This window comes from Rhizobium sp. USDA 3886 (assembly GCF_056279785.1).
Map to the genome: position 1 here is coordinate 3,510,406 of NZ_JBWCDC010000001.1, position 26,218 is coordinate 3,536,623.

The window sequence follows — 26,218 nt, forward strand, 5'->3', positions numbered from 1 at the left end:
TTATCCCTTGCGGATCAGGAAACGGTGGCCGGTTTCGGTCTTCACCGTTTCCAGCAGTTCGTGGCCGTCTTCCTTACAGAAATGGGGAATGTCGATTCCCGCCAGCGGGTCGGTCGTTTCGACACGGAGCAGCGCGCCGCTTGCCATGGAGGAAAGCTTACGGCGGGTTTTCAGCACGGGCAGGGGGCATTTCAGGCCGCGCAGGTCATAGGAAACGGCGTCCAAGCCGCTTAGTTCCTGGCCCAGAATTTCCAGAACGGCTTCTTGGCGGCTTCGGCCGTTTCCTGCGGAGGAGGTTCCGGTGCGAAGGCCAGAGGATTCTGCGTGGGAACGGGAACATTGGCAGGCACAGCCGCTGCAACTGCCGTCGCGTTGTTCTCAGCGGGTGCAGCTGTCGGTGCCGGCGTTGCGGAGGCGGTAGCCGTGGGATTTGCCACGGGCGCAGCCCGCTTCGACATCATTTCTTCGAGTTCGGCCACGTTGACCATGCGTCCCGCTTCCAGCGAGGTGCCGGTCGGGGCATAAGCGAGTTCGCGGCCCTTGCGCTGCTTGGCGACGACGGCCTTCCGCTCGGCTTCGGTCGGGTCGTACCAAGCCATACCGTCGAATTTCTTTTCAGCCCTGGCGAAGTCGGCCGCGTATATCTTGTTATAGGAGGCAAGGGCTGACGCCAGTGCCGGAGGCGTGGACATCGCTGGGCACTGGCCCGCCGGATTCAAAGCGCCGCTGCCGTCAGCTAGCTGCTGGTTGAAGACATATTTCTTCTCGCAGACATTCACGTCCGGCGGACGCTTGGTGATCTCGAAATTGTCGTAACCGACCTTCAGCATCTTCCAGAAGTCATAGTTCTGGTTCAGGCGATGCTTGAACATATTTTCTGCCGTCATGCGGAAGGGAAAAGCCTGCAACTGAACCGTTGTCTGGCCGCCCTTGAAGGCATCGCGCGCGAAAGCATAGATCTCCAGAACCTGCTCGTCGGTCATCGAATAGCAGCCGGAAGACGAGCATGCGCCGTGGATCATCAGGTCGGAGCCTGTTCGGCCGTTGACGGCGTCGTAACGGTTTGGAAAGCCCGTGTTGATCGCCAGATAATATTTGGAGTTCGGGTTCAGGTTGGTCCTTGTCAGGTTGTAGAAACCTTCAGGCGCCTGCCGGTCGCCAGTCTTGACCTTCGGGCCTAGCCGGCCGGACCACGCGCAGATCTTGTAATCCGCGATCTTGTCGAAGCGGTTGTCCGTCTTTGCCTTCCAAACTTCGAGAGCACCCTCTTCCTTGAAGATACGGACCATGATCGGGGAATTGCGGTCCATGCCTTTCGCCCTCATATCCGCGAGGATACGCGCCGGCAAAGGCTGCTCGACCTTGTTCTTGACCTTCGACAGATCAGTATGGGTGACGTCCAAAGCGTCGTTGCAGCCGGCAAGAGCCAGCGCCATCAGCGAAACATAGGCAAAATGACGAATGCGCATTCCCAACAAGCCCATTAAATCGATACGACCCGATCCGCGTCCATGGAGTTCGGGTGTTCCCAGAATCATAGGCGGCTTATACTTCACAATTCCTTACCAGCCTATGACTTGCCCAAGGATATCCCGCAAGCGCGACTGTTACAGATAACATTATTGTGGCCAAGGTTTGGCCGCAATCCGGTCACGTATGTTGTGGGAGTTATGCGAGGTTCCGGCCCATGGCGAGGAATTTCTGCCTGCGATCGCTGCGCAGTTGTTCGCCGGAACGCGGCGAAAGTTCGGCAAGGGCGCTGGCGATGACATCGCCGGCGGCGGCGATGACGCTATCCGGATCGCGATGAGCGCCGCCGAGCGGTTCGGGAATGATGCCGTCGATGATGCCAAGCGACTTCAGGTCTTCAGCCGTGATCTTCATGTTGGTTGCTGCTTCCCTGGCGCGGGTGGAATCGCGCCAGAGAATAGAGGCTGCACCTTCCGGCGAAATTACGCTGTAGATCGAATGCTCGAGCATATAGACCTTGTTGCCGGTGGCGATCGCGATTGCGCCGCCGGAGCCGCCTTCGCCAATGATGACGGAGATAATCGGCACTTTCACGCCAAGGCACATTTCAGTTGAGCGGGCGATTGCTTCCGCCTGGCCGCGCTCTTCGGCGCCCACGCCCGGATAGGCGCCTGCGGTATCGACAAGCGTGATTACGGGAAGGCTGAAACGATCTGCCATTTCGAGAATGCGGATCGCCTTGCGGTAACCTTCCGGGCGGGCACTGCCGAAATTGTGCTTCAGGCGGCTCTTGGTGTCGCTGCCTTTCTCCTGGCCGATGACGGCAATCGGCTGGCCGCGAAAGCGTGCAAGGCCTGCCTGGATCGCCGCGTCCTCGGAGAACTTGCGGTCGCCGGCGAGCGGCGTGAATTCCTGGAAGAGCTTCTTTGCATAATCGACGAAGTGCGGGCGCTGCGGATGGCGCGCAACCTGCGTTTTCTGCCAGGCATTGAGCTTGGAATAGATATCGACCATCGCTTCGCGCACGCGAACTTCCAGCCTGCCGACCTCATCGGACGTATCGATGCTCTCGTCTTCGGAAGCGAGCTTCTTCAGTTCGATGATCTTGCCTTCGAGGTCGGAGATCGGCTTTTCGAAGTCGAGATAGTTGTGCATGAGGTGCGTTTCCGTTCCTTGTGCCCGGGGCATTCTTGCTGGCCTTGCCCCATGTCGCCGGTCCTATTCGTGCTTTTTCGCCTGTTTGGCAAGGGGGTGATGCGTCTGAACCAGTTGCTGCAGCCTTTCTTCAAGGACATGCGTGTAGATCTGTGTCGTAGAAATGTCGGAATGTCCGAGGAGTTCCTGAACCACACGAAGGTCGGCGCCGTTGGCAAGCAGATGGCTGGCAAAGGCGTGGCGCATGACGTGCGGCGAGATCAGGGACGGCGTCAATCCGGCACGGATTGCGAGGTTTTTCAAGTCACGCGCGAAGACCTGACGGGGCAGATAGCCTTCCTTGGAGGCTGCCGGAAAAAGCCATGGACTATCAACCGGATCCTTCGCCTTCGCGGTCACTTCCGCAAGCAACCGGCCATAGGCCTTGAGTGCCGCGATGGCCGATTGAGACAGCGGTACGAGCCGCTCCTTGTTGCCCTTGCCGCGAATGATCAGAAAACGGCCCTCCTGATCGAGGACGCGTGCCGGCAGCGAAACGAGTTCGCTGACGCGCATTCCTGTCGCATAAAGCAGTTCCAGCAGCGCCAGCATCCGCCGGCGCTGTAATTGGCCATCCGCGGGGTCGTCGGCCTCGGTCTCTGCACGGGTCAACAGCTGCGTCACCTCGTCGACACCCATTGTTTTTGGCAGAGCTCGCGCCTTCTTGGGAGCATCGAGGACACCTGTCGGGTCGTCGACCCGCAGGCCTTCGGCATACAGGAACTTGTAGAATTGCCGCATGGCTGCCAACCGGCGGGCTTGGGACGAAGACTTGAAACCGCGTTTTGAGAGCGAGGAGAGGTAGGCAGCGAGATCGCCGGAGGCTGCTTCGGTCAGCCGCACGCTTTTGCCGTTCAGGAATGCATGGAGATCATCGAGATCACGTTCATAGGATTGCAGCGTGTTTACGGCTGCACCTCGCTCCGCACTCATCATCTCGAGAAAGGCTTCCACGTGGGCGCGGCTCAAATCCCTCATCAGATCACTTCTTCGCCGGTTTGATCGTGCCGGTTGCCGGCGGATTGATCCGTTCCGACGGGACTCGGATCGTCACGTCGCGAGGCTGCGGCTCCACGAATGTCACAAGCGCCACCATGCCGCCATAGATCGCCCCGGCGATGATCGCCAGGACAGCCAGTAGACGGAAGAGGGTTGGCATTTCTTAACTCCATGAGCTCTGCCTCTTTTATGAAGAAGCGGGTTTGCGTGCAAGAAGCGGCTTTTGGACGATGTTTCCCTGGTCCGCGACTTGACGCTACACCCGCATTTGTCGATACCGTTTGCAAACAAAGTGTGAATGGACCGATGAGTGACCCAGTTCTGAAAGTGGGAGACAGCCTGAAAGACAGAGCTCGTGCCGCGCTCGGGTCCCGCAATCTGATCCTGGTTGGCCTCATGGGGGCCGGCAAATCCTCCGTCGGCCGTCTCGTCGCCCATCAGTTAGGCGTTCCCTTCATCGACAGCGACGTGGAGATCGAGCGCGTCTCGCGGATGACGATCTCGGAGCTTTTCGCAGCTTACGGCGAAGAGGAGTTCCGCGCGCTGGAAACGCGCGTGATGAAGCGGCTGCTGAAGAATGGTCCGCGCGTGATTTCCACCGGCGGCGGCGCTTTTGTCAATGAGCAGACGCGCAAGCACATCAAGAAGAGCGGCCTCTCCGTATGGCTGAAGGCCGATCTCGATGTGCTGTGGGAGCGGGTCAACAAGCGCGATACGCGCCCCCTCCTGAAGACCGAAAATCCGAAGCAAACGCTCAAAAACCTGATGAACGCGCGGTACCCGATTTATGCCGAAGCCGACATCACCGTGCTGTCGCGCGATGTGCGCAAGGAAATCATGGCCGACGAAGTCCTGAAAGCCATGATCGAAGCCCAAACCGAAAGTGCCGTTTCATGAATGCGATCACCTCTTCCTCCGAACGAAAGGTTCATGTACCGCTCGGCGAGCGTGCCTACGACATACTGATCGGGCCGCGGCTGATCGAACGCGCCGGGGCGGAAATCGCATCGAGGCTGAAAGGCCGCAAAGCTGCGATCGTCACGGATGAGCATGTCGCGCCGCTCTATCTCGAAGCTCTGGTTAGAAGTCTCGAATGCTCGGGCATCGTATCCGCGCAGCTTGTGCTGCCCGCCGGTGAGAAGACGAAGAGCTTCGAGCATCTGATGACCGTCTGCGATAAGGTGCTGGAGGCGCGCGTCGAGCGGAACGACTATGTGATTGCGCTTGGCGGCGGCGTCATCGGCGATCTCGCTGGCTTTGCCGCTGGCATCGTGCGTCGCGGTGTGCGCTTCGTGCAGGTGCCGACATCCCTGCTTTCGCAGGTAGATTCCTCCGTCGGCGGCAAGACGGGCATCAACAGCCGACACGGCAAGAACCTTGTCGGCGTCTTCCACCAGCCGGATCTGGTCCTTGCCGATACGGATGTCTTAAACTCGCTCAGCGAGCGCGAATTCCGCGCCGGCTATGCCGAAGTCGCGAAATACGGTCTCATCGACAAACCGGATTTTTTCGCTTGGCTTGAAGCAAACTGGAGCGCCGTCTTTGCCGGCGGCTCTGCGCGTATCGACGCGATTGCCACAAGCTGTCAGGCGAAATCAGATGTCGTGGTCGCCGACGAGCGCGAGAACGGTCCGCGCGCGCTTCTCAATCTCGGCCATACTTTTGGGCACGCTCTGGAGGCGGCCACGGCCTATGACAGCACCCGCCTGGTGCACGGCGAGGGCGTTTCGATCGGCATGGTTCTCGCGCATGAATTTTCGGCGCGCATGAACCTTGCGAGCCCTGATGATGCGAAGCGCGTCGAAAAGCATTTGAAAGTGGTCGGCCTGCCTACGTGCATGTCCGACATTCCGGGCTCCCTTCCGCCGGCTGAAAAGCTGCTCGACGCGATGGCGCAGGACAAGAAGGTGAAGAACGGCAAGTTCACCTTCATCCTGACGCACGGCATTGGCCAGTCCTTCATCGCCGATGACGTCCCGGCTTCCGAAGTGTTGAGCTTTCTCAAGGAAAAGCAGCCGCAATGACGCTTGAAGGCACGCTGGCATTTCTTTCGGTTTACTGGCCGGAAATTGTTTCCATCGTGGCCCTCGTGCTCCTGTCCGCTTTCTTCTCCGGCTCGGAAACGGCACTGACGGCGGCTTCGCGCAGCCGCATGCATACGCTGGAGGTCAATGGCGAAAAACGGGCCGGCCTCGTGCGTCAGCTGATCGAGCAACGCGACCGGTTGATCGGCGCGCTGCTGATCGGCAACAATCTCGCAACCATTCTGTCTTCGTCTCTGGCGACCAGCATATTCCTCGGTCTCTTTGGGCGTCCAGGTGTAGGGCTCGCAACCCTTGCGATGACTGTAATCCTCGTCATCTTCGCGGAAGTACTGCCGAAGAGCTGGGCGATTTCGTCGCCGGACCGTTTTTCGCTGGGCGTCGCCCTGCCGGTAAAGCTCTTCGTTGCGGTCGTGGGCCCGGTCTCGTCTTTCGTCAATGCGCTTGTCCGCTGGATTCTGGCGTTCTTCGGCATTAATTTTTCACGCGAAACGTCGATGCTAACAGCCCATGAGGAACTGCGCGGCGCCGTCGATTTCCTGCATCGCGAGGGTGCAGTGGTGAAGGCTGACCGGGACCGATTTGGCGGGATACTTGATCTCAGCCAGCTCGAACTCTCCGACATCATGGTCCACCGGACGGCCATGCGGGCGATCAATGCCGACGATGCGCCGGAAGCAGTGGTTCGCACGATCCTAGAGAGTCCTTACACGCGCATGCCGCTCTGGCGCGGTTCGATCGACAACATCATCGGCGTTGTCCATGCAAAAGACCTGCTGCGCGCTCTCGCCGAGCCGAATGTGGAGGCGGAAAATCTCGACATCGTCAAGATCGCGCAGAAGCCATGGTTCGTGCCGGACAGCACCAATCTCGAAGACCAGCTCAATGCCTTCCTGCGCCGCAAGCAGCATTTCGCCGTGGTTGTCGACGAGTACGGCGAAGTGCAGGGCATCGTGACGCTCGAGGACATCCTCGAGGAAATCGTCGGCGATATTTCCGATGAGCACGATATCGACATGCAGGGCGTTCGCCAGGAATCGGACGGCTCGATCATTGTCGACGGGAGCGTGCCGATCCGGGACCTGAACCGCGCGCTCGATTGGCAGTTGCCCGACGAAGAGGCGACGACGATCGCCGGCCTCGTCATCCATGAATCGATGACGATCCCGGAAGAGCGGCAGGCCTTCACTTTTTACGGCAAGCGTTTCATCGTCATGAAACGCGAGAAGAACCGCATCACCAGACTGCGCATCCGGCCCGCCGCGGAGAACGAGGTAAAGCCGCTCTAAATGCTATCCGGTCGCTCCCTGGCTGGTAAGCAGGCGCAGGATTTGCACTTCTTTCGGCAGCTCGATTAGAAATTCGCTGTCGCGATCGAGGTGATGGATCTTCGTGGGATCGGTGCCGGCAAAGGTGCTCATCGCCTCGATATTCTCCCAATAGGAGATCGTAACAAACTCGCTTTCCGTTTCCCGGTCTTCGCGAAATGTCTGGACGCCGAGTGCTTTCTCAATCAGCGGCTTGACGCCCGTTTCGTAGTTATAGGCTTCGTATTCATCAGCCTTGGCTCTTGGCGTGCATCCGCGCCAGATGCGGGCGATCGTCGGCTTCGTCATCCCTGCTTCCTCCTTGGTGAAAGGAGGACAAACGCCTATATGAGGGACGTGTTCCGCTACCAGCTAGTTGCTTCGCCGGGTGCGGCGAGCTCTACCGCGAGCGCATGCAGCCCGGCATCGAGTTCCGGCTTCAGCAGTTCGGTGACGGCGCGGTGGCGGGCGAGCCTCGTCATTCCTGCAAACTTGGCCGAGACGATGCGCACGCGAATGTGCGTTTCACCCGTACCAGTGAAACCTGGTTGATGGCCGGCATGCAGGTGGCTTTCGTTGATGACGCTCAGGCGCTCAGGCGCAAAAGCTTCGGTCAGTTTTTCTTCGATGCGGGTCAGAAGGGTCACGATTTCGTCCGGTTGCTTCGCAAAAAGGGGGTTCCCACCAAGCCAGCAACAATCGTGTTTGTCAATTCTTGTTGTCGCCTCTTCGCAGGCCCATAATTAGCGCCGTCATGAGACTCGATTCCAAATATTTCGACCGCATCCGTACCCGCCGCAAACGCGAGCAGGAAACCGAGCAGGCTCCTCCGGTCTGCCAGTGGGACGGCTGCGACAAAAAAGGCGTGCATCGCGCTCCCGTCGGACGCAATGCCGAAGGCCAGTTCTTTCTTTTCTGCTTCGAGCACGTCAAAGAGTACAACAAGGGCTACAATTATTTTTCCGGCCTTTCGGACGGCGAAATCGCGCGCTATCAGAAGGAAGCGGTTACCGGCCACCGCCCGACCTGGACCGTCGGCGTCAACAAGGCGGCGAAGGACAGCCCGCTGCATTCCGATATCCGTTCCGGCGCCTATAGCCGCGTGCGCGATCCCTTCGGTTTCGTAAGCGGCGCCAAGGGCAGCGGTCCGCGCTTTCCGGAACAACGCAAGCTGAAGAGTCTGGAGGCTAGGGCCTTCGATACGATGGGGCTGCAGGCAAATGCCACCTCTGCCGAGATCAAGACCCGCTACAAGGAACTGGTCAAGAAGCATCATCCCGATGCCAACGGCGGCGACCGCGGTTCCGAAGAGCGCTTCCGCGCCGTCATCCAGGCCTATCAATTGTTGAAGCAGAACGGTTTTTGTTAATTCCTGTCCTTGCTCTCCGCTTTCAATCGGGTATGGTCCAAATCGGCTGAGGCCGCAGGCAAACGCGGCATGCATCTGTGCGTTTTGCCATCGCCGCCTTTGCCAACCTTCCGGACGCGGCGTTTCTTGTCCGGGACTTTGTTCCAGAATGCTCGCACGCGGTCATTATCCCGCCGAGGTTTCGCTTCAGTCCCGGAGAAGTATCGCCGACGCTCCCACCTTGAACCGGCGCGGATCAAAGCTGCGGCGTCATGGTTGCGAAATGGCCTGAGATAGTATGGCCGGGTGGAAGCACCCGCCTTGGAGACATGATGAGCAAGATTGACCTTGATATTTCCGAGCTTCCAGACACCACCGTTTCGGTCAGGGAGGTCTTCGGGATTGATTCCGATATCCGCGTACCGGCTTACAGCAAGGGCGATGCCTACGTTCCGGATCTCGATACCGACTATCTCTTCGATCGCGAGACGACGCTCGCCATTCTTGCGGGCTTTGCGCATAATCGGCGCGTCATGATCTCCGGCTATCACGGCACTGGCAAATCCTCGCATATCGAGCAGGTCGCTGCCCGTCTCAACTGGCCGTGCGTGCGCATCAACCTCGACAGCCATGTCAGCCGTATCGATCTCGTCGGCAAGGATGCGATTGTCGTCAGGGACGGCCTTCAGGTCACGGAATTCAAGGACGGCATCCTGCCCTGGGCCTATCAGCACAATGTCGCGCTCGTCTTCGATGAATATGACGCCGGCCGTCCGGACGTCATGTTCGTCATTCAGCGCGTGCTGGAATCCTCCGGCCGCCTGACTCTGCTCGACCAGAGCCGCGTCATCCGTCCGCATCCGGCCTTCCGGCTGTTCGCGACGGCCAACACCATCGGCCTTGGCGATACGACCGGCCTCTATCACGGCACGCAGCAGATCAACCAGGCGCAGATGGACCGCTGGTCGATCGTGACGACGCTGAATTACCTGCCGCACGAACATGAAGTGAATATCGTCGCCGCCAAGGTGAAGAGCTTCGGGAAAGACAAGAACGGCCGAGACATCGTCTCCAAGATGGTCCGAGTTGCCGATCTGACGCGCGCTTCCTTCATGAATGGCGATCTCTCGACCGTCATGAGTCCGCGTACGGTCATCACCTGGGCCGAAAACGCTGATATCTTCGGCGATCTCGCCTTCGCCTTCCGCGTCACCTTCCTCAACAAGTGCGACGAACTGGAGCGTCCGCTGGTCGCCGAGCACTATCAGCGCGCCTTCGGTATCGAGCTCAAGGAAAGCGCAGCCAACATCGTGCTGGAGGCCTAAGGCCGGTCGATCATGGTGTCTCGTGGTGACAACTCGAAAGCAAAGCCGAACGGCCCGGTCGACGTCGAGCCGTTGCGGCGTGCGATAACCGGCTGCGTCCGGGCGATTGCGGGCGACGGCGAGGTCGAGGTGACGTTCGCCAACGAACGCCCTGGCATGACGGCTGAGCGTATTCGCCTGCCGGAACTTTCCAAGCGGCCGACGGCGCATGAGCTGGCGGTGACCCGCGGGCTCGGCGATTCCATGGCTCTTCGGCTTGCCTGCCACGATGAGAAGGTCCATGCGACGATGGCGCCGCAGGGTTCGGACGCGCGGGCGATTTTCGATGCCGTCGAACAGGCGCGCGTCGAATCGATCGGCACGCTGCGCATGGAGGGTGTGGCCGCGAACCTGCGTTCCATGGCCGAGGAGAAATACGCGAAAGCGAATTTCACCGGCATCGAGCGGCAGGAGGATGCGCCGATCGGCGAAGCTGTCGCCATGATGGTGCGCGAGAAACTGACCGGCCAGAAGCCGCCGGCCTCTGCGGGAAAGGTTCTCGATCTCTGGCGGCCCTTTATAGAGGAGAAGGCGGGCTCCGAACTCGACGACCTTGCAAGCGTCATCAATGACCAGCAGGCCTTCTCGAAGGCGATCCGCCACATGCTCTCCGCCATGGAAATGGCGGAAGAATACGGCGACGACGACAGCGAACCCGACCAGGACGACGAGCAGGATCAGCAAGACCAGCCGAATGGCGACGAGTCCGATCAAGACGAAGTGGATGACGACGCCGGCACGGACGCTGCTCCTGTTGAGGACAGCGAGGTCGCCGACGAGCAGATGGAGGACGGCGAGACCGAGGGCGCCGAGATCTCCGACGACGACATGATGGAAGAGGGCGAGGACGATTCGGAAACGCCGGGCGAAACCCGTCGTCCGAACACGCCTTTTGCCGATTTCAACGAGAAGGTCGATTATCACGTCTTTACCGAAGAGTTCGACGAGATCATCACTGCCGAGGAGCTTTGCGACGCTGCCGAACTGGAGCGCCTGCGCGCCTTCCTCGACAAGCAACTCGCGCACCTGCAGGGCGCTGTCGGCCGGCTCGCCAATCGACTGCAGCGCCGGCTGATGGCGCAGCAGAGCCGCTCCTGGGACTTCGACTTGGAAGAGGGCTATCTCGATACGGCCCGCCTGCAGCGCATCATCATTGATCCGATGCAGCCGCTGTCCTTCAAAATGGAGCGGGACACGCAGTTCCGCGATACGGTCGTGACGCTGCTGATCGACAATTCGGGCTCGATGCGCGGACGCCCGATCACCGTTGCAGCCACCTGCGCCGATATTCTGGCCCGCACGCTGGAGCGTTGCGGCGTCAAGGTCGAGATCCTTGGCTTCACGACCAAGGCCTGGAAGGGCGGGCAGGCGCGCGAGAGCTGGCTTGTCGGCGGCAAGCCGCAGACGCCCGGCCGCCTCAACGACCTGCGTCACATCATATACAAGTCTGCCGACGCGCCGTGGCGCCGCGCGCGCACCAATCTCGGCCTGATGATGCGCGAAGGGCTGCTCAAGGAAAACATCGACGGCGAAGCGCTGATTTGGGCGCATAACCGGCTTCTCGCGCGCCGCGAGCAGCGCCGCATCCTGATGATGATTTCGGATGGCGCGCCGGTCGATGATTCGACTCTGTCGGTCAATCCCGGCAACTACCTCGAGCGTCACCTGCGCGCTGTGATCGAACAGATCGAGACCCGTTCGCCGGTCGAACTGCTTGCGATCGGCATCGGCCACGACGTGACGCGCTATTATCGCCGTGCCGTGACCATCGTGGACGCGGATGAGCTTGCAGGTGCTATGACTGAGCAGCTTGCCTCACTCTTCGAAGATCAGGCAGCTCAGCCGCGCGGCGGCCGCCTGCGACGTGCAAGCTGATGCCGAAAGGAACCGGCGCTTGATGATCCGTTTGTCCTGCGCCGCTTTGCTTGCTCTTTGTCTCGCGGGGGATGCTTCGATTGCAGTTGCGGGCGAGAGCGTGGATGTCAGCAGCCGCGTCATTTCGACCTTCAAGATCGGCTCCAGCGAGACCAAGTTCGGGCCGCTGGAATTCCTTGGTGGGCTGGAGATGGTGTCTGGCAACCCGCTCTTCGGCTCGTGGTCGTCGATCCGTTTCAGACCGGATGGGAAGCATTTCGTCGGTGTGCTGGATACCGGCCACTGGCTGACCGGCAGCATTGAACGTGACCAGCAGGACAAGCTTTCCGGTGTGTCCGGCGTTGGAATCGCGCCCATGCGAAACGGAAGCGGGCGCACTTTCGAGGGCAAAGGGCACATGGACGCCGAGGGTCTTGTCCTCAAGGGTGACCAGGTTCTAGTCTCCTTCGAACAAGACCATCGGGTCGAGGTCTACCCCGATCCTGGGTTCGAGACCTCGTCATCGGTTGCCTCCATCCCGCTTCTCGTGCCGATGAGATCACTCCGAGGCGGCCGCGGCTTTGAGACGCTGGCGGCGGCTCCGCCCGAAAGCGCTCTGAAGGGAGCGACCGTCATTATCTCGGAAGAGAGCCGGGATCGGGGGGGAAATGTCCACGGCGCGATCCTCGACGGTCCGCTCAAGGGACGCTTCGCGGTGACGCACAACGGCGATTTCGACCCGACGGACGGTGCCTTTCTGCCGGACGGCGATCTTCTGCTTCTGGAGCGGCGTTTCAACATTGCCAATGGAATCGGCATGCGCATCCGCCGCATCGCCGCGGCAGAGATCAGGCCGGACGCCGTCGTTGATGGCAAAATTTTATTGACGGCCGATTTCGGTTACCAGATCGACAATATGGAAGGCTTGGATGCCTTTCAGGCGCCGGACGGCAGCACGCATGTGATCATTGTTTCCGATGACAACCACTCCATTCTGGAGCGAAACCTCATGCTGGAATTTCGTCTCACTGAGTAGAAGGCCCCGCTCGAAGGCGGGCCTTCTGGCCATCAGCTTGCCCGGACCGGCTGCATCGGCCGCAGCACGTTCATGAGTGCGCCGTAGGGAAGCAGCATGGCGAGACCCATGATCATCTTCACCGAGAAATCGCTGATCGCCCAGGAAATCCACCGCGGCGCCTGAGCGGCAAACGCACCAAGGACCGGGGCCTGTTCCAGCGCAAACGGATCGTTCGGGCCGAGGAAGACGAAGGAGGCGGCAAAGGCGAAGGAGAAGAAGATCGCCGTATCGAGCGCCGAGCCGATGAGCGAACCGACGAGCGGCGCACGCCACCAGGTCTGGCGGCGAAGGCGATTGAAGACGGCGATATCGAGAAGCTGGCCGGCGAGGTAAGCGGAGCCAGAGGCGATCGCGATGCGCGGCACTGACGTGAAGAAGGAAAGCCCGATGCCGACGACGAAGCCGGCGAACACGACCTTTCGCGCTGCCTGAGGGCCGAACTGGCGATTCGTGAGGTCGGTGATCAGGAAGGCGACCGGATAAGTGAATGCGCCCCAGGTCAGGATGTCGGCAAGGTTGATGCCTGCGATTTCGGCATTCAACGGGAACTGGACGAGGAAGTTGGAAGCCACGACGACGAGCGTCATCAGGGCGATATAGAGGAGGGTATAGCGGGTCTTCAGCATTTTTTTATCCTGGGTGATGCCACCAGTTGGATTATTGGGCCGGCAAAGCAAAAGGCTTGTCCGGTATTCGCCGTGCAAGCCTTTGAAGCCGTATGGAAGAAGGTGTCGAAGCTTATGCGGCTTCGGCGGTCTTCTTGACAATCTGACGGCGCAGCAGACGAGCGCGCATCGACAGTTCGTTTTCGCTTGCCTTGATCAAGAAGGCGTCGAGGCCACCGCGATGCTCGACGGAGCGCAGGGCAGCAGCCGAAACACGCAGACGGTAGCGCTGGCCGAGAGCGTCGGAGATCAGCGTAACCTGGCACAGGTTCGGCAGGAACCGACGCTTGGTCTTGTTGTTGGCATGGCTGACATTGTTACCAGTCAGGACGGCCTTGCCGGTCAATTCGCACACGCGGGACATTGAACACCTATTCTTGTTTTTCTAGGCCATCGAATTGCGATGCCCCGACAAACGCGGGTCTGCAATCCAACAGGCCATAATTGGAAAGTTGCGGTTCTATAGTCAGGCCGGCCGCCCGCGTCAAGCCAAACCTTGGCCTTTCCCGCAATTCCGTCAAAAAGCTCGTGTTTGCTTGGATAGCGGCAGGAGTATAGACCGTTTGTGCAGGGCATTGTCTGCCCGTGAAAAAGGCTCTCTTCATGGCTCATTTGGGCAAGCGGATTTTCCTATCGTCAATTGCAGCGCTGGTGTCCATTCCAGCCAGCGCGGCCGAAATCCGTCATCGCACGGAGTACAAGGTTGCCCTCGGGATTCTGCCGATTGCACGCGCCGCCTTCGTGACCCAAATCGGAAATGATCAGCGCTACCAGGTTTCAGGCAATATCAGCTCGGCGGGCCTTGCCGATCTTGTGACGAACATTGCTGCGAAGACCAGCGTCACCGGTGTCCTGCGCAACGACCGGCTGCAGGCGCAGCGCTACTACCTCTACTACAAGAGCGGCAAACGCGTGCGCACCTATGAAGTCCGCTATAGAAACGGCAATATCGTCTCAACGACGGTGAAACCGGAACGGCGCCAGCCGCGTAACTGGGTCGATGTCAAGCCGGGCGATATGCGCTCTGTCCTTGATCCCATCTCCGGATTGATCTTCCCGGCGGATACGAAGCTCTGCTCGCAGCGCTTGCCGATCTATGATGGCGAGATGCGCATGGACCTCGTGCTTTCGCCAAAGGGTTCCGAGGACTTCAAGACGGATGGATTCTCAGGCAAGGCGACGGTCTGCGGTGTGCGTTTCGTGCCGAAGTCTGGCTACAGGAAGGGCCGCAAGGATATCGACTACCTGAGCAGAAGCGGCAATATGGAAATCTGGTTTGCAAAGGCGGATGCCGCGAATGTATATGCTCCGGTCTATGTCCGCATTCCGACGCAATACGGAACGGTGACGATTACCGCGGTGAAATATCGCGCAAGCTGACGGAGTTGGTCTCCGTGAAGGGGGACAGGTGAAGCTTCGGGCGACATTGATCGGGTTCACGGCCATTTTGATGTGGTCGTTTCTGGCGCTCTTCACCGCAGCGTCCGGTAAGATGCCGCCGTTCCAACTTTCGGCGATCTGTTTTGCAATCGGGAGCGTCCCGGGCATCATCGTCCTGATCCTCAATCCGTCGCGCGTGGCGCTCCTGAAGCAGCCAGCCAAGGTCTGGATCATCGGCATCGCGGGTCTTTTCGGTTATCACTTCCTTTATTTCACGGCGCTCCGGAATGCGCCCGCGGTCGAGGCGGGGCTGATTGCCTATCTCTGGCCGTTGCTCATCGTTGTCGGCTCGGCGCTGCTGCCGGGCGAACGGCTGCGCTGGTATCATGTGGCAGGGGCGCTTGCAGGGCTCTGCGGCACATTCCTGATCGTGAGCCGCAACGGCATCGATTTCGACGGTGCATATGCCGCCGGTTATGGCGCGGCTTTTCTTTGCGCCTTCACTTGGTCCGGTTACTCGCTGCTGACGCGGCGCTTCGACGCGGTTTCGACCGATGTCGTCACCGGCTTCTGCCTTGCGACCTCCATTTTGTCGTTTCTCTGCCATCTCGGCCTGGAAATGACCGTCTGGCCGGAAACGGCCCTCGAATGGATCGCCGTCGCCGGTCTTGGGCTCTTCCCGGTCGGTGCAGCCTTCTATGCCTGGGATTACGGCGTCAAGAACGGCGACATCCAGATCCTCGGCGCGGCAAGCTATGCGGCGCCGCTGCTTTCGACGCTTATCCTGACGATATTCGGTTTTGCCGAGCCAAGCTGGCGTATCGCGCTTGCCTGCCTGCTGGTCACCGGCGGTGCGGTGCTTGCGGCTCAGGAAATGATTCGCCGCAAAAGCGTCGGGGAACAGACTGCAGCGGCTGAATAGGTCTCAGCCGCCCGGTTTCCAATTTGGCGGTGCCATTTCAAATTTCGAGAATTCGAACCCGGGCGCCACTGTGCAGCCAACAAGCGTGTATTCGCCGAGCGTTTCTGCTGATTGCCACCAATTTGCCGGAATGACCGCCTGCGGGCGCTCGCCGTTTGCCAAGTCTGTGCCCAGCCGCAAGGTTTCGCTTTTCGCGCCGTTTTCGGACCGGTGGAGCGCCAGCGGCGCACCGGCGTAGTAATGCCAGACCTCCGCCGCATCGTGAACGCGATGCCAATGCGAACGCTGCCCTGCCTTCAGCAGGTAATAAATCGCCGTCGAATGTCCGCGATCTCCACCGTTGTCGTCGCGAAACGTTTGTACGTACCAGCCGCCTTCCGGATGCGGCTGCATCGACAGCGCCGCGATAATCTCGTCGGGAACCATCAGAAATTGTCCTTGCGCCTGCGGATCTCCGCAAAGACTTCCTCATTCGTCTTGCTTTCCATCAGGAGATTGCGGCGGATCGCGGGATCCGCGGCACGAAGGAAAGGATTGGTTTCCTTTTCCAGGGCCAGAGTCGTCGGGATGGTGAACCTGCCTTCAGCGCGCAAAGCTTCGATCTCTGCTGCACGCGTCTTCAGCCGCTCGTTGGCCGGATCGATCGTCAAGGCGAAACGGGCGTTCGAAAGCGTATATTCATGGCCGAAATAGATTGCCGTTTCGTCCGGCAGAACGGCCAGCTTCTGAATTGAATGCCACATATCGGCGGCCGGACGCTCGAAGAGACGGCCACAGCCGAGCGCAAAGAGCGTATCGGCGGCAAAGAGCAGTTTGTCGTCCGCGAAGTGGTAACAGATATGGCCCGCGGTATGACCCGGCGTTTCGATGACGTTGACCGTGTGGTCACCGAAGAGGAAGCTGTCGCCATCGGCCATCGATTTGTCGAGGCCGGGAATTGCAATAGCTTCGTTGACCGGACCGATGATTTCACAGCCGAACTGCTCTTTCAGCGCCAAATTGCCTTCGACGTGATCAGTGTGGTGATGCGTGGTGAAGATGTGCGAAATCTTCCATCCGCGCCGCTTTGCGGCCGCTGCTACGGCTGCCTCTTCCGGTGCGTCGATCGACGCGGTCAGCCCGGACTCCGGATCATGCACGAGAACGCCAAAATTATCGGATCGGCAGAGAAAAACTTCTAATTCCAAGGCTTTCATTGTCCAAACGGCCTCTTTCCCACGAACTTGTCCGGAATGTAGAGGCTCCGGCCTTGAAGTCCAATCGCCCGCTGATAACATTTATCGCGATGCACACGGATATTGTCGATCTGCGCCAGTTCTATCATTCCGAGCTCGGGCGCCTTGCCGAGCACTCTATCGCTATGGCGCTGTCGTCGCTTTGGGTGCGGCTGCCGCAGGAGCGGCTCGTCGGCATCGGCTATGCCGTTCCATTCCTCGACCGGTTCGGTGCCGATACCGAGCGCACCTTCGCCTTCATGCCCGCCGGGCAGGGCGCCGTGAACTGGCCGGTGGGATCCTTGTCATCGACCGCTCTGATCTTCGATGAAGAATTGCCGCTTCCCGATTCGTCCATCGATCGTGTGCTGATGGTTCATTCGCTGGAATTCGCCGAAAGCCCGCGGGAAACCTTGAAAGAGCTCTGGCGCGTGCTTGCGCCCGGCGGACGGCTCGTCATCGTCGTGCCGAACCGACGCGGTGTCTGGGCGCGCATGGAGCATACGCCTTTCGGCTCCGGGCGCCCCTATTCGCGGGGTCAGCTCACGCATCTGCTGCGCGAGACGAATTTCACGCCCGGCGCGACGGCTGAGGCGCTCTTCTTCCCGCCATCGAAGCTTCGCACGGTTCTCAGCCTTCGCCGCGGCTTCGAACGCATCGGCCGCACGCTCTGGCCGGCCTTTTCCGGCGTCATCATCGTCGAGGCACAGAAGCGGCTCTATCAGGGACTGCCGGTTGCCGCACGGGCTTCGCGCCGCGTCTTCGTGCCGGTTCTTGCGCCGCATGGCGTCCCGACGACGCGCAGCTACTAAGTCTCACTCGACAAAGGCCGCGTTCCGCTTTATTGCCACAGGGCAATTTCGGGCCGGAATTTCCGGCGTTTTTTCAAGGTCGATCCCATGAGTGTTGAGATGAGCAAGCCTGTTCCGCGTCCCGGTATTCTGGACATTGCAGCCTATGTACCGGGCAAGGAACATGCACCAGGCGTTGCCCGCGTCTACAAGCTCTCCTCCAACGAAACGCCGCTTGGTGCGAGCCCGAAGGCGATCGACGCCTTCCGTGAGGCCGCGGGCCATCTCGAGCGCTATCCGGACGGCCAGGCGATCGAACTGCGCGAGGCGATCGCTGCGATTCACGGCTTGAATCCGGCTAACATCATGTGCGGCAACGGCTCGGACGAACTGCTCGGCTTGCTCTGCCACGTTTATCTCAGCCCCGGTGACGAAGGCATCATCACCGAGCACGGCTTCCTCGTTTACAAGATTCAGATCATGGGCGCGGGCGCGACGCCTGTCGTGGTCAAGGAGAAGGACTATACCGTCGATGTCGATGCGATCCTGGCGGCGGTAACCGACAAGACGAAGATCGTCTTCATCGCCAATCCCGGCAATCCGACCGGCACCTATATCCCGGTCAGCGAAGTTCGTCGGCTGCAGGCCGGCCTGCCGAACCATGTCGTCCTGGTGCTCGATGCGGCCTATGCCGAGTATGTCCGGCGCAACGACTACGAATCCGGTATCGAGGTCGTCTCCTCGAACGCGAACGTCGTCATGACCCGGACCTTCTCGAAGGTCTATGGGCTTGCCGCGCTCCGCGTCGGCTGGATGTATGCGCCTGCCGAGATCATCGACGCGCTGAACCGCGTGCGTGGCCCTTTCAATATGAACGCGCCGGCGATCGCGGCCGGTGCCGCAGCGATCCGCGATCAGGCCTTCATGCAGCAGGCTGCTTCCTTCAATCAGATGTGGATCGAGAAGGTCACCGGCGCGCTCGAAACGATCGGTCTCAAGGTCACGCCGTCGGTGACGAATTTCGTTCTCATTCATTTTCCGGATGCCGATGGCAAGCGTGCTACCGATGCCGACGAGTTCCTGACAAGCCGCGGCTACATCCTGCGAGCGGTTCGCAGCTACGGTTTCCCCAATTCACTTCGCATGAGCATCGGTCCGGAAGAAGCCAATCATGGCGTTATCGAAGCGCTCGGTGAATTCATGGGACGCCCGACATGACAGCGCAGTTTGATCGCATCGCGCTGATCGGCATCGGGCTGATCGGCTCCTCGATCGCCCATGACATCAAGCGGCTCGGGCTTGCCAATGAAGTCGTCGTTGCCACGCGCAGTGCTGAAACGCTGAAGCGCGCCGAGGAATTGCAGCTCGGCAGCCATTATACGACTTCGTCGGCCGAGGCTGCCAGGGATGCCGATCTCGTTATCGTGTCCGTGCCGGTTGGCGCCTCGGAAAGCGTTGCGAGGGAAATCGCAGGGACCCTAAAGCCTGGCGCGATCGTCACCGACGTCGGATCCACCAAGGCGTCGGTCATCGCGCAGATGCAGCCGCATATGCCGCCGCATGTGCACTTCATCCCCGGTCATCCGCTGGCCGGTACGGAGAAATCCGGACCCGATGCGGGTTTCCCCGGCCTTTTTGAAGGCCGTTGGTGCATCTTTACGCCAATTACGGGCACGGATGACAGCGCACTAAAAAAGCTCCGCAAGTTCTGGGAAAGCCTTGGCTCCAAGGTCGATGAGATGGACGCCGAGCACCACGACAAGGTGCTCGCCATCGTCTCGCACCTACCGCACATCATCGCTTACAATATTGTCGGCACGGCGGACGATCTGGAAGCCGTGACGGAATCGGAAGTCATCAAATATTCCGCCTCCGGCTTTCGTGACTTTACGCGCCTTGCGGCGTCCGATCCGACGATGTGGCGTGACGTCTGCCTGCACAACAAGGATGCGATCCTTGAAATGTTGGCGCGCTTTTCGGAAGACCTCGCCTATCTGCAGCGCGCCATCCGCTGGGGCGAGGGCGATAAGCTTTTCGAACTTTTCAGCCGCACCCGCGCCATCCGTCGCTCGATCGTTCAGGCGGGACAGGACGTGGACGCGCCGGACTTTGGCCGCCCCCACATGCAGGATACGAAGGCAAACTGAGCCTCAGATCGGCGGGATCGTGCCGAGTGGGATGAAGCCGCTTACGGTGGCATTGCCGTGCTGAACGAGGAGATCGACCGAAACCTTGTCACCGCCGACCGCGAGCGCCTTCAGAAGCTTGGCGGCGGTGTCGACGGTTTCGGAGATTTCCGGGAAGGCCTGTTTCAGGCTGTCGCGCCAAGGGCCGAGCTGCTCGATTTCGAGCTTGAATTTGCCGGACAGGAAGCCTTGCGCATCGAAGGAGAAAGGCCCGGTAAGCGTCATCACCTTGCCGTCGCCGATATCCGCCACGGCCTTGCGCAGCTCCCCGCTGGCCCCATAAAGCCCCTGCGGGTCGCTGCCGTCGATCATTCCACCCTTGCCTGCAAGGGTGATATCGGCGCTCGCCGCGAATTTCGGGAAGACCTGTGGCCAGTCCTTGATGACGGCATTTGCATCCTGGAGGGAGACGGCACCATCGAGATCGCCTGCATTCTGGCGCAGGTGGACTTCCGTGCGTCTCGCATCGATATTGACCGTCTGCCCAGTATAGGAGGAGACAGCGGTCGCCTTCAGGCCTTCGATGACCATTGAAGTCCGGTCGATGCCCCTCAGCCTCGTCACCAGACTGGATTGCAGATTGGCCCATTCAGCCGAGATCGAAAGGCCGTTTGCCGTACGGATTTCGGCCGGCGCATCGAGCTCCCAAACGATATGGCCCGGCGCGTAAACCTGCGCTGCGGAGCGAAGTTCGCCAAAGGAAGCGGAGACGCCGTTCGTGTTGTCGTCCACACTTACTTTCGAGCAATAGAGGCCGATGCGGAACGGGTAGCCGCGAAAGTCGATACCGGCGCATTCGCCGCTGACGCCCGCCGTGCTGCGCGGCGTAATCGCCTTCAGCACCGTCTCCTTGAGCTGTGAGGCCGCGTAGAACCAACCGCCGGTATAGATCGCGATGACCAGAACGATGCCCAAGCCGAGCAACCAGAATTTTCTGCCGCTGCCGGTTTGGCTTGACGCTGCCATGATGGTTCTCCAATGGTGAATCGCGAATGGGAATTTCGGTCTGGCGTGCGATATGGACGAATTTTGGGTGTTTGGCTACGGATCGCTGATGTGGAATCCGGGCTTCGAGTTTCTTGAGCGGTCCCAGGCCCTTGTTTACGGTTACCGGCGCTCCTTATGCGTCCATTCCTGGGTTCACCGCGGCACGCAGCAAAATCCGGGTCTCGTGCTCGGTCTCGATCGCGGCGGCTCTTGCCGCGGCATGGCGTTTCGCGTGGCCTTGGAGAAGCGGGACGAGGTAATGGACTATCTGCGTGCCCGCGAGCTCGTCACCAACGTCTATCGGGAGCGCCATGTGCGGCTATCGCTTTCCGGTCGGAGCAGCGTCAAGGCAGTTGCCTACATCGTTGATCGCGATCACGCCCAATATGCCGGCGCACTCGATGCCTCTGCAGCTGCCCACATGGTTCACGAGGCAAAGGGTCAGTCAGGCTCGAACGACGCCTACGTTTTCAATACGCTCTCGCATCTGCAGGAGATGGGGATTCGCGATCATTGGCTGGAACGGGTCGCCAACGAGGTCGAGCGGTTGCGGGCCACTTAGGCGGAGGCGGCCTTTGCCTTGCGTAATTGCGCCAGTCTCTCGGTGGCGGTCGGCGGCAGCGGCAGGTGCGGATTGCGCGCGGCGGTATCGATCAAAAGCTCGTCGCTCGCCTTCTCGGTCACATCGATCAGGTGCTGAAAGAACGCATCCGGATCGAGGCCCGGCGGGATGGCGGGCAGGATGCGAACCTTGAAATGGCCGGGACGGCGCACGGCGCTGCGGCGCGGCCAGAAAAGACCGGGATGCATGGCGACCGGCACGACCGGAATGCCGAGATCCCGATACATGCGGGCAATGCCGTACTTGTAGAGCGGTTCTGCGCCCGGAGGCCGGCGCGTGCCTTCCGGATAGATGATCAGCTGACGGCCTGTAGCAAGCTCTTCCTTGGTGCGCTTCAACACCTCGACCATCACCTTGCCCCGCGCACCGCGGTCGACCGGGATCATGCGTTGCTTTTTCGCGTACCAGCCGAAAAGCGGGATCCACATCAATTCGCGCTTGAGGATGTAAACCGGGTCGTTCAGCCAGGGCAACAGTGCATAGGTGTCCCAGAAGGACTGGTGCTTTGGGGCGAGGATGTAGCTTCCTTCCGGCAGGTTCTCGATGCCTTCGATTTCGAAGGTCGTCCCGACGATCTTTTCCATCAGCCAATGGTTCGAAAGCGCCCAGTTCTTGGGGATCGCATAGGCGGTCTTGCGGGGCACGATGAAGTAATAGGGCGAGAGCACGATCATCCGGATGATGAGGTTGGCGTAGAAGATCGTGTTGAAGAGGACGGAACGCAGCGCGATCATGAAGTTTTCCAAAGCCATTATCCGCGTGACCGCGGTTCGCCCTGCCTACACGATAATGGCTGCCATAAAAAGCGCCTGATGAAAATCAGCTCTGGCCCGTGATGCTTGCTGAGCGAAGGCCGGGATGGCGCCCGAAGCCGGTGATATTGCGTGCGCCTGCCAAAAGCACCTTGCCATATTCGGCGAGCATGACGCGAAGTGCATTCGGATCAGTGAACCAGGCCCGGGTCTTCAGATCCGAGTTGACGACCGGGTAGGGGATGAACTGCGTATCGGCGTCAACGTAGGCAAGTTCCGCGAGACTGCGTGGCATGTGGTAATTGTTGGTAACGACCAGAACGCTCTTGTAGCCTTTGGCATGGATCCAGTTCGCGGCCTCCTGCGCGTTGCCGATCGTGTCGATTGCGTCATAGCCGATGTCGACGCAGCAATTGAACAAATCGGCCGGGGCTGATGTGGTCTTTCGAATCTGTGCTCGGGTTGTCGACGGATGGACGCCCGATATGAGCAGCCGCTTGCCTGCGCCCTTTTCCAGCAGTTCGACGGCCTGATCGATGCGCTGATAGCCACCTGTCAAAACGACGATGGCATCGGCTTTCGGCTCGGCTGGAGGTTTCAAGGTCGTGATGGAATCGGCGAACCGTAGAAAACCAACGAAAAGCAGCGCAGTCGTCAGCACGAAGGCAAATCCGCCCCACCGCAGCATCCGGCGTAGAGGGCCGCGACGCGGGGCGCCGACACCGTAGCTTGCAAGCGCCGGCTCGGGACGAATCGGATTGCGTCTAGTGTGGCCCATGGTCATGAGTCGTAAATATATGCAGATTAAGGCAGGGAACAGACACTTTCGTGGCAAAAAGGACTGGGCCGTTCAATTCGCGATGCCATCGGTTCGCGTCGGATCGGAACGCAGCGTATCGATTTCATAGATTGTGCGCATGACGGTCAGCCGTGCTGTAAGCGTCGTCAGCAATGCGATGACGATCATTGTCGCGAAGATGCCGAGGTAACCGAGGGCTCCGACCGAGAAGGTGCCGAAGAGAGCCGTCGCCTGGTCGGTCTGCGGGGTCGCGATTGTACGGCTTTGCAGGATGCCTGCCGCAAGGAAGAAGAGAGCCGCCAGCGCGCTGCCGATTGCCGATCCCTTGAGGCTGATCTTGAGGAAATGCTTCTGGAATTCGGTTGCGACAAAGGAGCTTTCCGCGCCCACGAAATGCAGGACCTCGACGATATGGCGGTTGCCGGAAAGCGCGCCGCGTGTTGCAAAGACGACTGTCAGCACCATGGCTGTGAAGACGAGCAGCAGCACGCCGGTCCCGAGCATGACCGTCGTATGCGCCATTGAAACGAGACGATCGACCCATGTGCGGTGATCGTCGAGCGAGGCTTGGGGAATGCTCTCCTTTAACAGCGAGCGCATTGCGTCAAAATCGGGCGGGTTTGCCTCGTCGATGGTAATAATCACGAGGCGGGGGACAGGGAGCTCCTTGATATCAAGGCCGCTGCCGAGCCATGGCTCCAAAAGGCGCGCCGTTGCAGCCTCATCAACGATCTGGCCGCTCTTGGTGCCGACGAAGGTCATGGCGATATCGCGCGCCTGCGTCAACGCCTTTTCCATGTCGAGGCCGTCCTCCGGCCTGATCTGGATGGTGATCTCACGGGAGATCTGGCTCTCCCAGCTCGCCGCCGTCGAACGCACCATGCTGACACCGCCAAGCGTCAGGCAGGCGAGGAAGGCCATGATGGCGATGACCACCGTCAGTGCGTTGCCCTGAATGTTCGAGGGCGGCAGGATCGACGCCGTTGGCCGCACGCGCATCTCCGCCCGCTTCTGCTGGGTAAGGGGTGCGCCTTGCGCGCGGTTATTCGATGCAGGCTCAGTCATAGACGTCAAGATGCCCCTCCGAAAGAATCATACGGCGGGCTTCCACCTGGTCCATCAGCGTCAGATCGTGGGTTGCGATCACGACAGCCGTACCAAGGCGGTTGAGTTCGAGAAAGAGGTTCAGCAGGCGGCGTGCCATCGGTGGGTCGACGTTGCCGGTCGGCTCGTCGGCAAGCAGAACCTCGGGTCGGTCGATCAGCGCGCGGGCGATCGCCGCGCGCTGTTTCTCGCCGCCGGAAAGCACGGGCGGAAGCACATTGATGCGCTCGCCGAGCCCGACCCATTTCAGCAGTTCCAGCACGTCGGTCTTGTAGGAGCTCTCGTCCTTACCGCGCACGCGAAGCGGCAGCGCGACATTCTCATAGGTCGTCAGATGGTCGAGCAGGCGGAAATCCTGGAAGACGATACCGACGCGGCGGCGAAGCAGCGGCAGTTCCGGCCGCGGAATGTCGGAGATGTCGCGCCCGAACATACGGATCAGCCCGCGCGTCGGCTGCAGCGACATGAAAAGCAGGCGGAGAAGCGTCGTCTTGCCGGCGCCGGAGGGACCGGTCAGGAACTGGAAAGACTTTTTCGGAATATCGAAAGTGAGGTCCCGGAGGATCTCCGGCCCCATGCCATAGCGCAAACCGACATTCTCGAAATGGATCAACGGGCAGCCCAGTCTTTTGTGGTTTCACGCCATCGACTTGTTAACCAACACCATTAACAACCAGTAAATTTCGTCGGAAAGATGCCTGTCTGAAGGCAAGCTTAGCGAAGCATTAACCATTAAAATTTACGACTGAGCAGGATTCGTTTCAATGCCGGATTTCAGCCGTGCACTGAAACCATGTGAAGATGGGAGAGACCGTCAACATGGAAGCATCCTCCTTTAGGCGCCGGGCGCCGGGCTACGCCTACGATTTCTTGCCGCCGGAACCTGCCGCGCGCCAGCCCCGCTATCCGGGCCGTCCGGATGATGTCGCCGATGCCGAGTTCGTCGTTATCGGCGACCGGAGCCAAGGCTTCAACGTTAGAAGCTTCAATGACGATCGCAAGCGCACTGCTGCCGCTGCCAAACTATCTAGGCCGCCCACGGCTTTCTCGAAGGCGACTGCGTTCCTCGCGATTGCAGAAAAATGGCTGCAGCAGGCATCGCTCAAGAGCTTTGCAGCTTTGGTCTTCATGCTTTTTGTTCTTGTTTTCGGCCTGACGGGCGGTTTCGCGGGCCTGTCGGCCAGCAGTACCGCTGCGTTGACCTCGCCGCTTCACTTCACGCATGTCACGGTCACGCCGCGCGAGGCCAATGGTATGAGCATCCTGGCTATCAACGGCATCATCGAAAACGGCAGCGGTACGACACAGACCGTCCGGCCGATCCGCGCCGATCTGGTGAACGACGAACGACTGGTGGCCAGCATGGTCATCAACCCGCCGGCGGACGTCATCTATAGCGGCGAGAGCCGTGGCTTCTCGGCGCGCGTGCAGCACTATGGTGGAAAAATGCCAGAAGTCCGGCTTTCCTTCATGCCTTAGGGTGTTTCTGCCTCTCTAATGTGCTAACGGCTTACCCTTCGTTTTCATGGAGCAAGCCGTATGCCTGTCGTGCGCGGAAAAAATATCGAGCCGCTTTTCACTGCCGAGCAGATTGCCGAACGCAATCATGTGATGGCAAAGCAGATTGCCGAGGGACCTACAAAGGACCTGCTCGTCATCGCCGTGCTGAAGGGCTCGTTCATTTTCGCCGCCGACCTCATCCGCGCACTGCATGACAGCGGGCTCGCGCCCGAAGTCGAATTCATTACGCTTTCCAGCTACGGCACTGGAACGGTTTCGCAGGGCGTCCGAATCGTCAAAGATATCGACAGCGACGTGAAAGATCGCGACGTGTTGCTGATCGACGATATCCTCGAATCCGGCCGCACGCTGCTCTTCGCCAAGGAACTGCTCTACGAGCGCGGCGCGCGCAACGTCAGCATTGCTGTGCTGCTCGACAAGAGCGTCAAGCGCAAGGAAAAGCTCGAGGCAGACTATGTCGGGTTCGAATGCCCGGATTATTTCGTTGTCGGCTACGGCATGGATGCCGCCTATGCCTTCCGCGAACTGCCTTTCGTCGGCGTAGTTACCGGCGACGCCTGACCCCATCGGTGCCAAGACGGGTTGTTAACCATGCCGTCCATCCCTTTCGCCCGTTTAC

The 26,218-nt window shown here is 59.9% G+C and carries 31 protein-coding genes; 15 read left to right on the forward strand and 16 right to left on the reverse strand.

The window, feature by feature from the left end; genetic code table 11:
- The 5 genes from ACZ9BX_RS17705 to ACZ9BX_RS17725 all read right to left on the reverse strand — a co-directional run bounded on the left by ACZ9BX_RS17705 (position 1) and on the right by ACZ9BX_RS17725 (position 3,823).
- On the reverse strand, positions 1 to 225 hold the full coding sequence (locus ACZ9BX_RS17705; protein ID WP_476219245.1) for a sulfurtransferase TusA family protein: 225 nt from the start codon (positions 223 to 225) through the stop codon (positions 1 to 3).
- Between the two features lie 5 nt (positions 226 to 230).
- The gene (locus tag ACZ9BX_RS17710; protein WP_476219246.1) at positions 231 to 1,469 is read right to left on the reverse strand and encodes a L,D-transpeptidase family protein; all 1,239 of its coding nucleotides are present in this window, start codon (positions 1,467 to 1,469) and stop codon (positions 231 to 233) included.
- Between the two features lie 199 nt (positions 1,470 to 1,668).
- Positions 1,669 to 2,625, reverse strand: coding sequence for an acetyl-CoA carboxylase carboxyltransferase subunit alpha (locus tag ACZ9BX_RS17715; protein WP_476219248.1), 957 nt, complete (start codon positions 2,623 to 2,625; stop codon positions 1,669 to 1,671).
- A gap of 63 nt (positions 2,626 to 2,688) precedes the next feature.
- Positions 2,689 to 3,642 (reverse strand): site-specific tyrosine recombinase XerD, encoded by a 954-nt coding sequence (gene xerD, locus ACZ9BX_RS17720; protein ID WP_476219250.1) that lies wholly within the window; start codon positions 3,640 to 3,642, stop codon positions 2,689 to 2,691.
- Between the two features lie 4 nt (positions 3,643 to 3,646).
- Entirely contained in the window at positions 3,647 to 3,823 is a 177-nt protein-coding gene (locus ACZ9BX_RS17725) for a hypothetical protein (protein ID WP_027512362.1), read from the reverse strand.
- Positions 3,824 to 3,969: 146 nt separating this feature from the next.
- Here ACZ9BX_RS17725 and ACZ9BX_RS17730 point away from each other — a divergent pair, with 146 nt between their 5' ends.
- The 3 genes from ACZ9BX_RS17730 to ACZ9BX_RS17740 are packed head-to-tail and all read left to right on the forward strand — an operon-like array spanning position 3,970 to position 6,994.
- A complete protein-coding gene (locus tag ACZ9BX_RS17730; protein WP_476219252.1) occupies positions 3,970 to 4,560 on the forward strand; it encodes a shikimate kinase in 591 nt (196 codons plus the stop codon).
- On the forward strand, positions 4,557 to 5,687 hold the full coding sequence (gene aroB, locus ACZ9BX_RS17735; protein ID WP_476219253.1) for a 3-dehydroquinate synthase: 1,131 nt from the start codon (positions 4,557 to 4,559) through the stop codon (positions 5,685 to 5,687). Before ACZ9BX_RS17730 ends, aroB begins: the two co-directional genes overlap by 4 nt.
- Positions 5,684 to 6,994, forward strand: coding sequence for an HlyC/CorC family transporter (locus ACZ9BX_RS17740; RefSeq protein WP_476219255.1), 1,311 nt, complete (start codon positions 5,684 to 5,686; stop codon positions 6,992 to 6,994). Before aroB ends, ACZ9BX_RS17740 begins: the two co-directional genes overlap by 4 nt.
- Positions 6,995 to 6,997: 3 nt before the next feature.
- On the opposite strand, the gene ACZ9BX_RS17745 is transcribed toward ACZ9BX_RS17740, so the two are convergent.
- Entirely contained in the window at positions 6,998 to 7,321 is a 324-nt protein-coding gene (locus ACZ9BX_RS17745) for a hypothetical protein (RefSeq protein ID WP_132567818.1), read from the reverse strand.
- A gap of 56 nt (positions 7,322 to 7,377) precedes the next feature.
- On the reverse strand, positions 7,378 to 7,662 hold the full coding sequence (locus ACZ9BX_RS17750; protein WP_027512357.1) for a BolA family protein: 285 nt from the start codon (positions 7,660 to 7,662) through the stop codon (positions 7,378 to 7,380).
- A 104-nt stretch (positions 7,663 to 7,766) separates the two neighbouring features.
- On the opposite strand from ACZ9BX_RS17750, the gene ACZ9BX_RS17755 reads away from it, so the two are divergent.
- The 4 genes from ACZ9BX_RS17755 to ACZ9BX_RS17770 all read left to right on the forward strand — a co-directional run bounded on the left by ACZ9BX_RS17755 (position 7,767) and on the right by ACZ9BX_RS17770 (position 12,614).
- Positions 7,767 to 8,381 carry a J domain-containing protein gene (locus ACZ9BX_RS17755; protein ID WP_476219256.1) on the forward strand — a complete coding sequence of 205 codons (615 nt, stop codon included), beginning with the start codon at positions 7,767 to 7,769 and terminating at the stop codon, positions 8,379 to 8,381.
- 311 nt (positions 8,382 to 8,692) lie between these two features.
- Positions 8,693 to 9,685 carry a cobaltochelatase subunit CobS gene (gene cobS, locus ACZ9BX_RS17760; protein ID WP_476219257.1) on the forward strand — a complete coding sequence of 331 codons (993 nt, stop codon included), beginning with the start codon at positions 8,693 to 8,695 and terminating at the stop codon, positions 9,683 to 9,685.
- A gap of 12 nt (positions 9,686 to 9,697) precedes the next feature.
- Entirely contained in the window at positions 9,698 to 11,599 is a 1,902-nt protein-coding gene (gene cobT, locus ACZ9BX_RS17765; protein WP_476219258.1) for a cobaltochelatase subunit CobT, read from the forward strand.
- Between the two features lie 22 nt (positions 11,600 to 11,621).
- Complete coding sequence (locus ACZ9BX_RS17770; RefSeq protein ID WP_476219260.1) at positions 11,622 to 12,614, forward strand: esterase-like activity of phytase family protein; 993 nt, start codon at positions 11,622 to 11,624, stop codon at positions 12,612 to 12,614.
- 32 nt (positions 12,615 to 12,646) lie between these two features.
- Here the strand turns inward: ACZ9BX_RS17770 and ACZ9BX_RS17775 are convergent, their stop codons facing one another.
- Both ACZ9BX_RS17775 and rpmB read right to left on the reverse strand, forming a co-directional pair.
- Positions 12,647 to 13,282, reverse strand: coding sequence for a queuosine precursor transporter (locus tag ACZ9BX_RS17775; protein WP_476219262.1), 636 nt, complete (start codon positions 13,280 to 13,282; stop codon positions 12,647 to 12,649).
- Between the two features lie 112 nt (positions 13,283 to 13,394).
- A complete protein-coding gene (gene rpmB, locus ACZ9BX_RS17780; protein ID WP_022718069.1) occupies positions 13,395 to 13,685 on the reverse strand; it encodes a 50S ribosomal protein L28 in 291 nt (96 codons plus the stop codon).
- Positions 13,686 to 13,924: 239 nt separating this feature from the next.
- On the opposite strand from rpmB, the gene ACZ9BX_RS17785 reads away from it, so the two are divergent.
- Positions 13,925 to 14,701 carry a DUF3108 domain-containing protein gene (locus ACZ9BX_RS17785; RefSeq protein WP_476219264.1) on the forward strand — a complete coding sequence of 259 codons (777 nt, stop codon included), beginning with the start codon at positions 13,925 to 13,927 and terminating at the stop codon, positions 14,699 to 14,701.
- A gap of 28 nt (positions 14,702 to 14,729) precedes the next feature.
- A complete protein-coding gene (yddG, locus tag ACZ9BX_RS17790; RefSeq protein ID WP_476219266.1) occupies positions 14,730 to 15,623 on the forward strand; it encodes an aromatic amino acid exporter YddG in 894 nt (297 codons plus the stop codon).
- A gap of 3 nt (positions 15,624 to 15,626) precedes the next feature.
- On the opposite strand, the gene ACZ9BX_RS17795 is transcribed toward yddG, so the two are convergent.
- Together ACZ9BX_RS17795 and gloB are read right to left on the reverse strand one after the other, a co-directional pair.
- Positions 15,627 to 16,049, reverse strand: a complete 423-nt coding sequence (locus ACZ9BX_RS17795; RefSeq protein WP_132567831.1) for a cupin domain-containing protein — start codon at positions 16,047 to 16,049, stop codon at positions 15,627 to 15,629.
- On the reverse strand, positions 16,049 to 16,819 hold the full coding sequence (gene gloB / locus ACZ9BX_RS17800) for a hydroxyacylglutathione hydrolase (protein ID WP_476219268.1): 771 nt from the start codon (positions 16,817 to 16,819) through the stop codon (positions 16,049 to 16,051). The genes ACZ9BX_RS17795 and gloB overlap by 1 nt, the downstream gene beginning before the upstream one ends.
- A gap of 53 nt (positions 16,820 to 16,872) precedes the next feature.
- Between gloB and ACZ9BX_RS17805 the strand changes: the two genes are divergently transcribed.
- From ACZ9BX_RS17805 to ACZ9BX_RS17815, 3 genes are all read left to right on the forward strand, one after another.
- Positions 16,873 to 17,649, forward strand: a complete 777-nt coding sequence (locus ACZ9BX_RS17805; RefSeq protein WP_027512346.1) for a class I SAM-dependent methyltransferase — start codon at positions 16,873 to 16,875, stop codon at positions 17,647 to 17,649.
- An 87-nt stretch (positions 17,650 to 17,736) separates the two neighbouring features.
- Positions 17,737 to 18,846 (forward strand): histidinol-phosphate transaminase, encoded by a 1,110-nt coding sequence (gene hisC / locus ACZ9BX_RS17810; RefSeq protein ID WP_476219271.1) that lies wholly within the window; start codon positions 17,737 to 17,739, stop codon positions 18,844 to 18,846.
- Entirely contained in the window at positions 18,843 to 19,775 is a 933-nt protein-coding gene (locus ACZ9BX_RS17815) for a prephenate/arogenate dehydrogenase family protein (protein ID WP_476219272.1), read from the forward strand. Before hisC ends, ACZ9BX_RS17815 begins: the two co-directional genes overlap by 4 nt.
- A gap of 3 nt (positions 19,776 to 19,778) precedes the next feature.
- Here ACZ9BX_RS17815 and ACZ9BX_RS17820 read toward each other — a convergent pair whose 3' ends face one another.
- On the reverse strand, positions 19,779 to 20,780 hold the full coding sequence (locus tag ACZ9BX_RS17820) for a DUF2125 domain-containing protein (RefSeq protein ID WP_476219273.1): 1,002 nt from the start codon (positions 20,778 to 20,780) through the stop codon (positions 19,779 to 19,781).
- Between the two features lie 52 nt (positions 20,781 to 20,832).
- Here ACZ9BX_RS17820 and ACZ9BX_RS17825 point away from each other — a divergent pair, with 52 nt between their 5' ends.
- Positions 20,833 to 21,363 carry a gamma-glutamylcyclotransferase gene (locus ACZ9BX_RS17825; protein ID WP_476219274.1) on the forward strand — a complete coding sequence of 177 codons (531 nt, stop codon included), beginning with the start codon at positions 20,833 to 20,835 and terminating at the stop codon, positions 21,361 to 21,363.
- On the opposite strand, the gene ACZ9BX_RS17830 is transcribed toward ACZ9BX_RS17825, so the two are convergent.
- The 4 genes from ACZ9BX_RS17830 to ftsE form a co-directional block, all read right to left on the reverse strand.
- Positions 21,360 to 22,157, reverse strand: coding sequence for a lysophospholipid acyltransferase family protein (locus ACZ9BX_RS17830; protein ID WP_476219276.1), 798 nt, complete (start codon positions 22,155 to 22,157; stop codon positions 21,360 to 21,362). The two genes, ACZ9BX_RS17825 and ACZ9BX_RS17830, sit on opposite strands and share 4 nt — an antisense overlap.
- 85 nt (positions 22,158 to 22,242) lie before the next feature.
- Complete coding sequence (locus ACZ9BX_RS17835) at positions 22,243 to 22,959, reverse strand: YdcF family protein (protein ID WP_027512340.1); 717 nt, start codon at positions 22,957 to 22,959, stop codon at positions 22,243 to 22,245.
- A 66-nt stretch (positions 22,960 to 23,025) separates the two neighbouring features.
- Positions 23,026 to 24,039, reverse strand: a complete 1,014-nt coding sequence (locus ACZ9BX_RS17840; RefSeq protein ID WP_476220059.1) for a cell division protein FtsX — start codon at positions 24,037 to 24,039, stop codon at positions 23,026 to 23,028.
- Entirely contained in the window at positions 24,032 to 24,691 is a 660-nt protein-coding gene (gene ftsE, locus ACZ9BX_RS17845; protein ID WP_022718083.1) for a cell division ATP-binding protein FtsE, read from the reverse strand. Before ftsE ends, ACZ9BX_RS17840 begins: the two co-directional genes overlap by 8 nt.
- Positions 24,692 to 24,897: 206 nt before the next feature.
- Here ftsE and ACZ9BX_RS17850 point away from each other — a divergent pair, with 206 nt between their 5' ends.
- Together ACZ9BX_RS17850 and hpt are read left to right on the forward strand one after the other, a co-directional pair.
- Complete coding sequence (locus tag ACZ9BX_RS17850; protein WP_476219278.1) at positions 24,898 to 25,557, forward strand: hypothetical protein; 660 nt, start codon at positions 24,898 to 24,900, stop codon at positions 25,555 to 25,557.
- Between the two features lie 60 nt (positions 25,558 to 25,617).
- A complete protein-coding gene (gene hpt, locus ACZ9BX_RS17855; protein ID WP_027512337.1) occupies positions 25,618 to 26,160 on the forward strand; it encodes a hypoxanthine phosphoribosyltransferase in 543 nt (180 codons plus the stop codon).
- Positions 26,161 to 26,218: the final 58 nt, after the last annotated feature.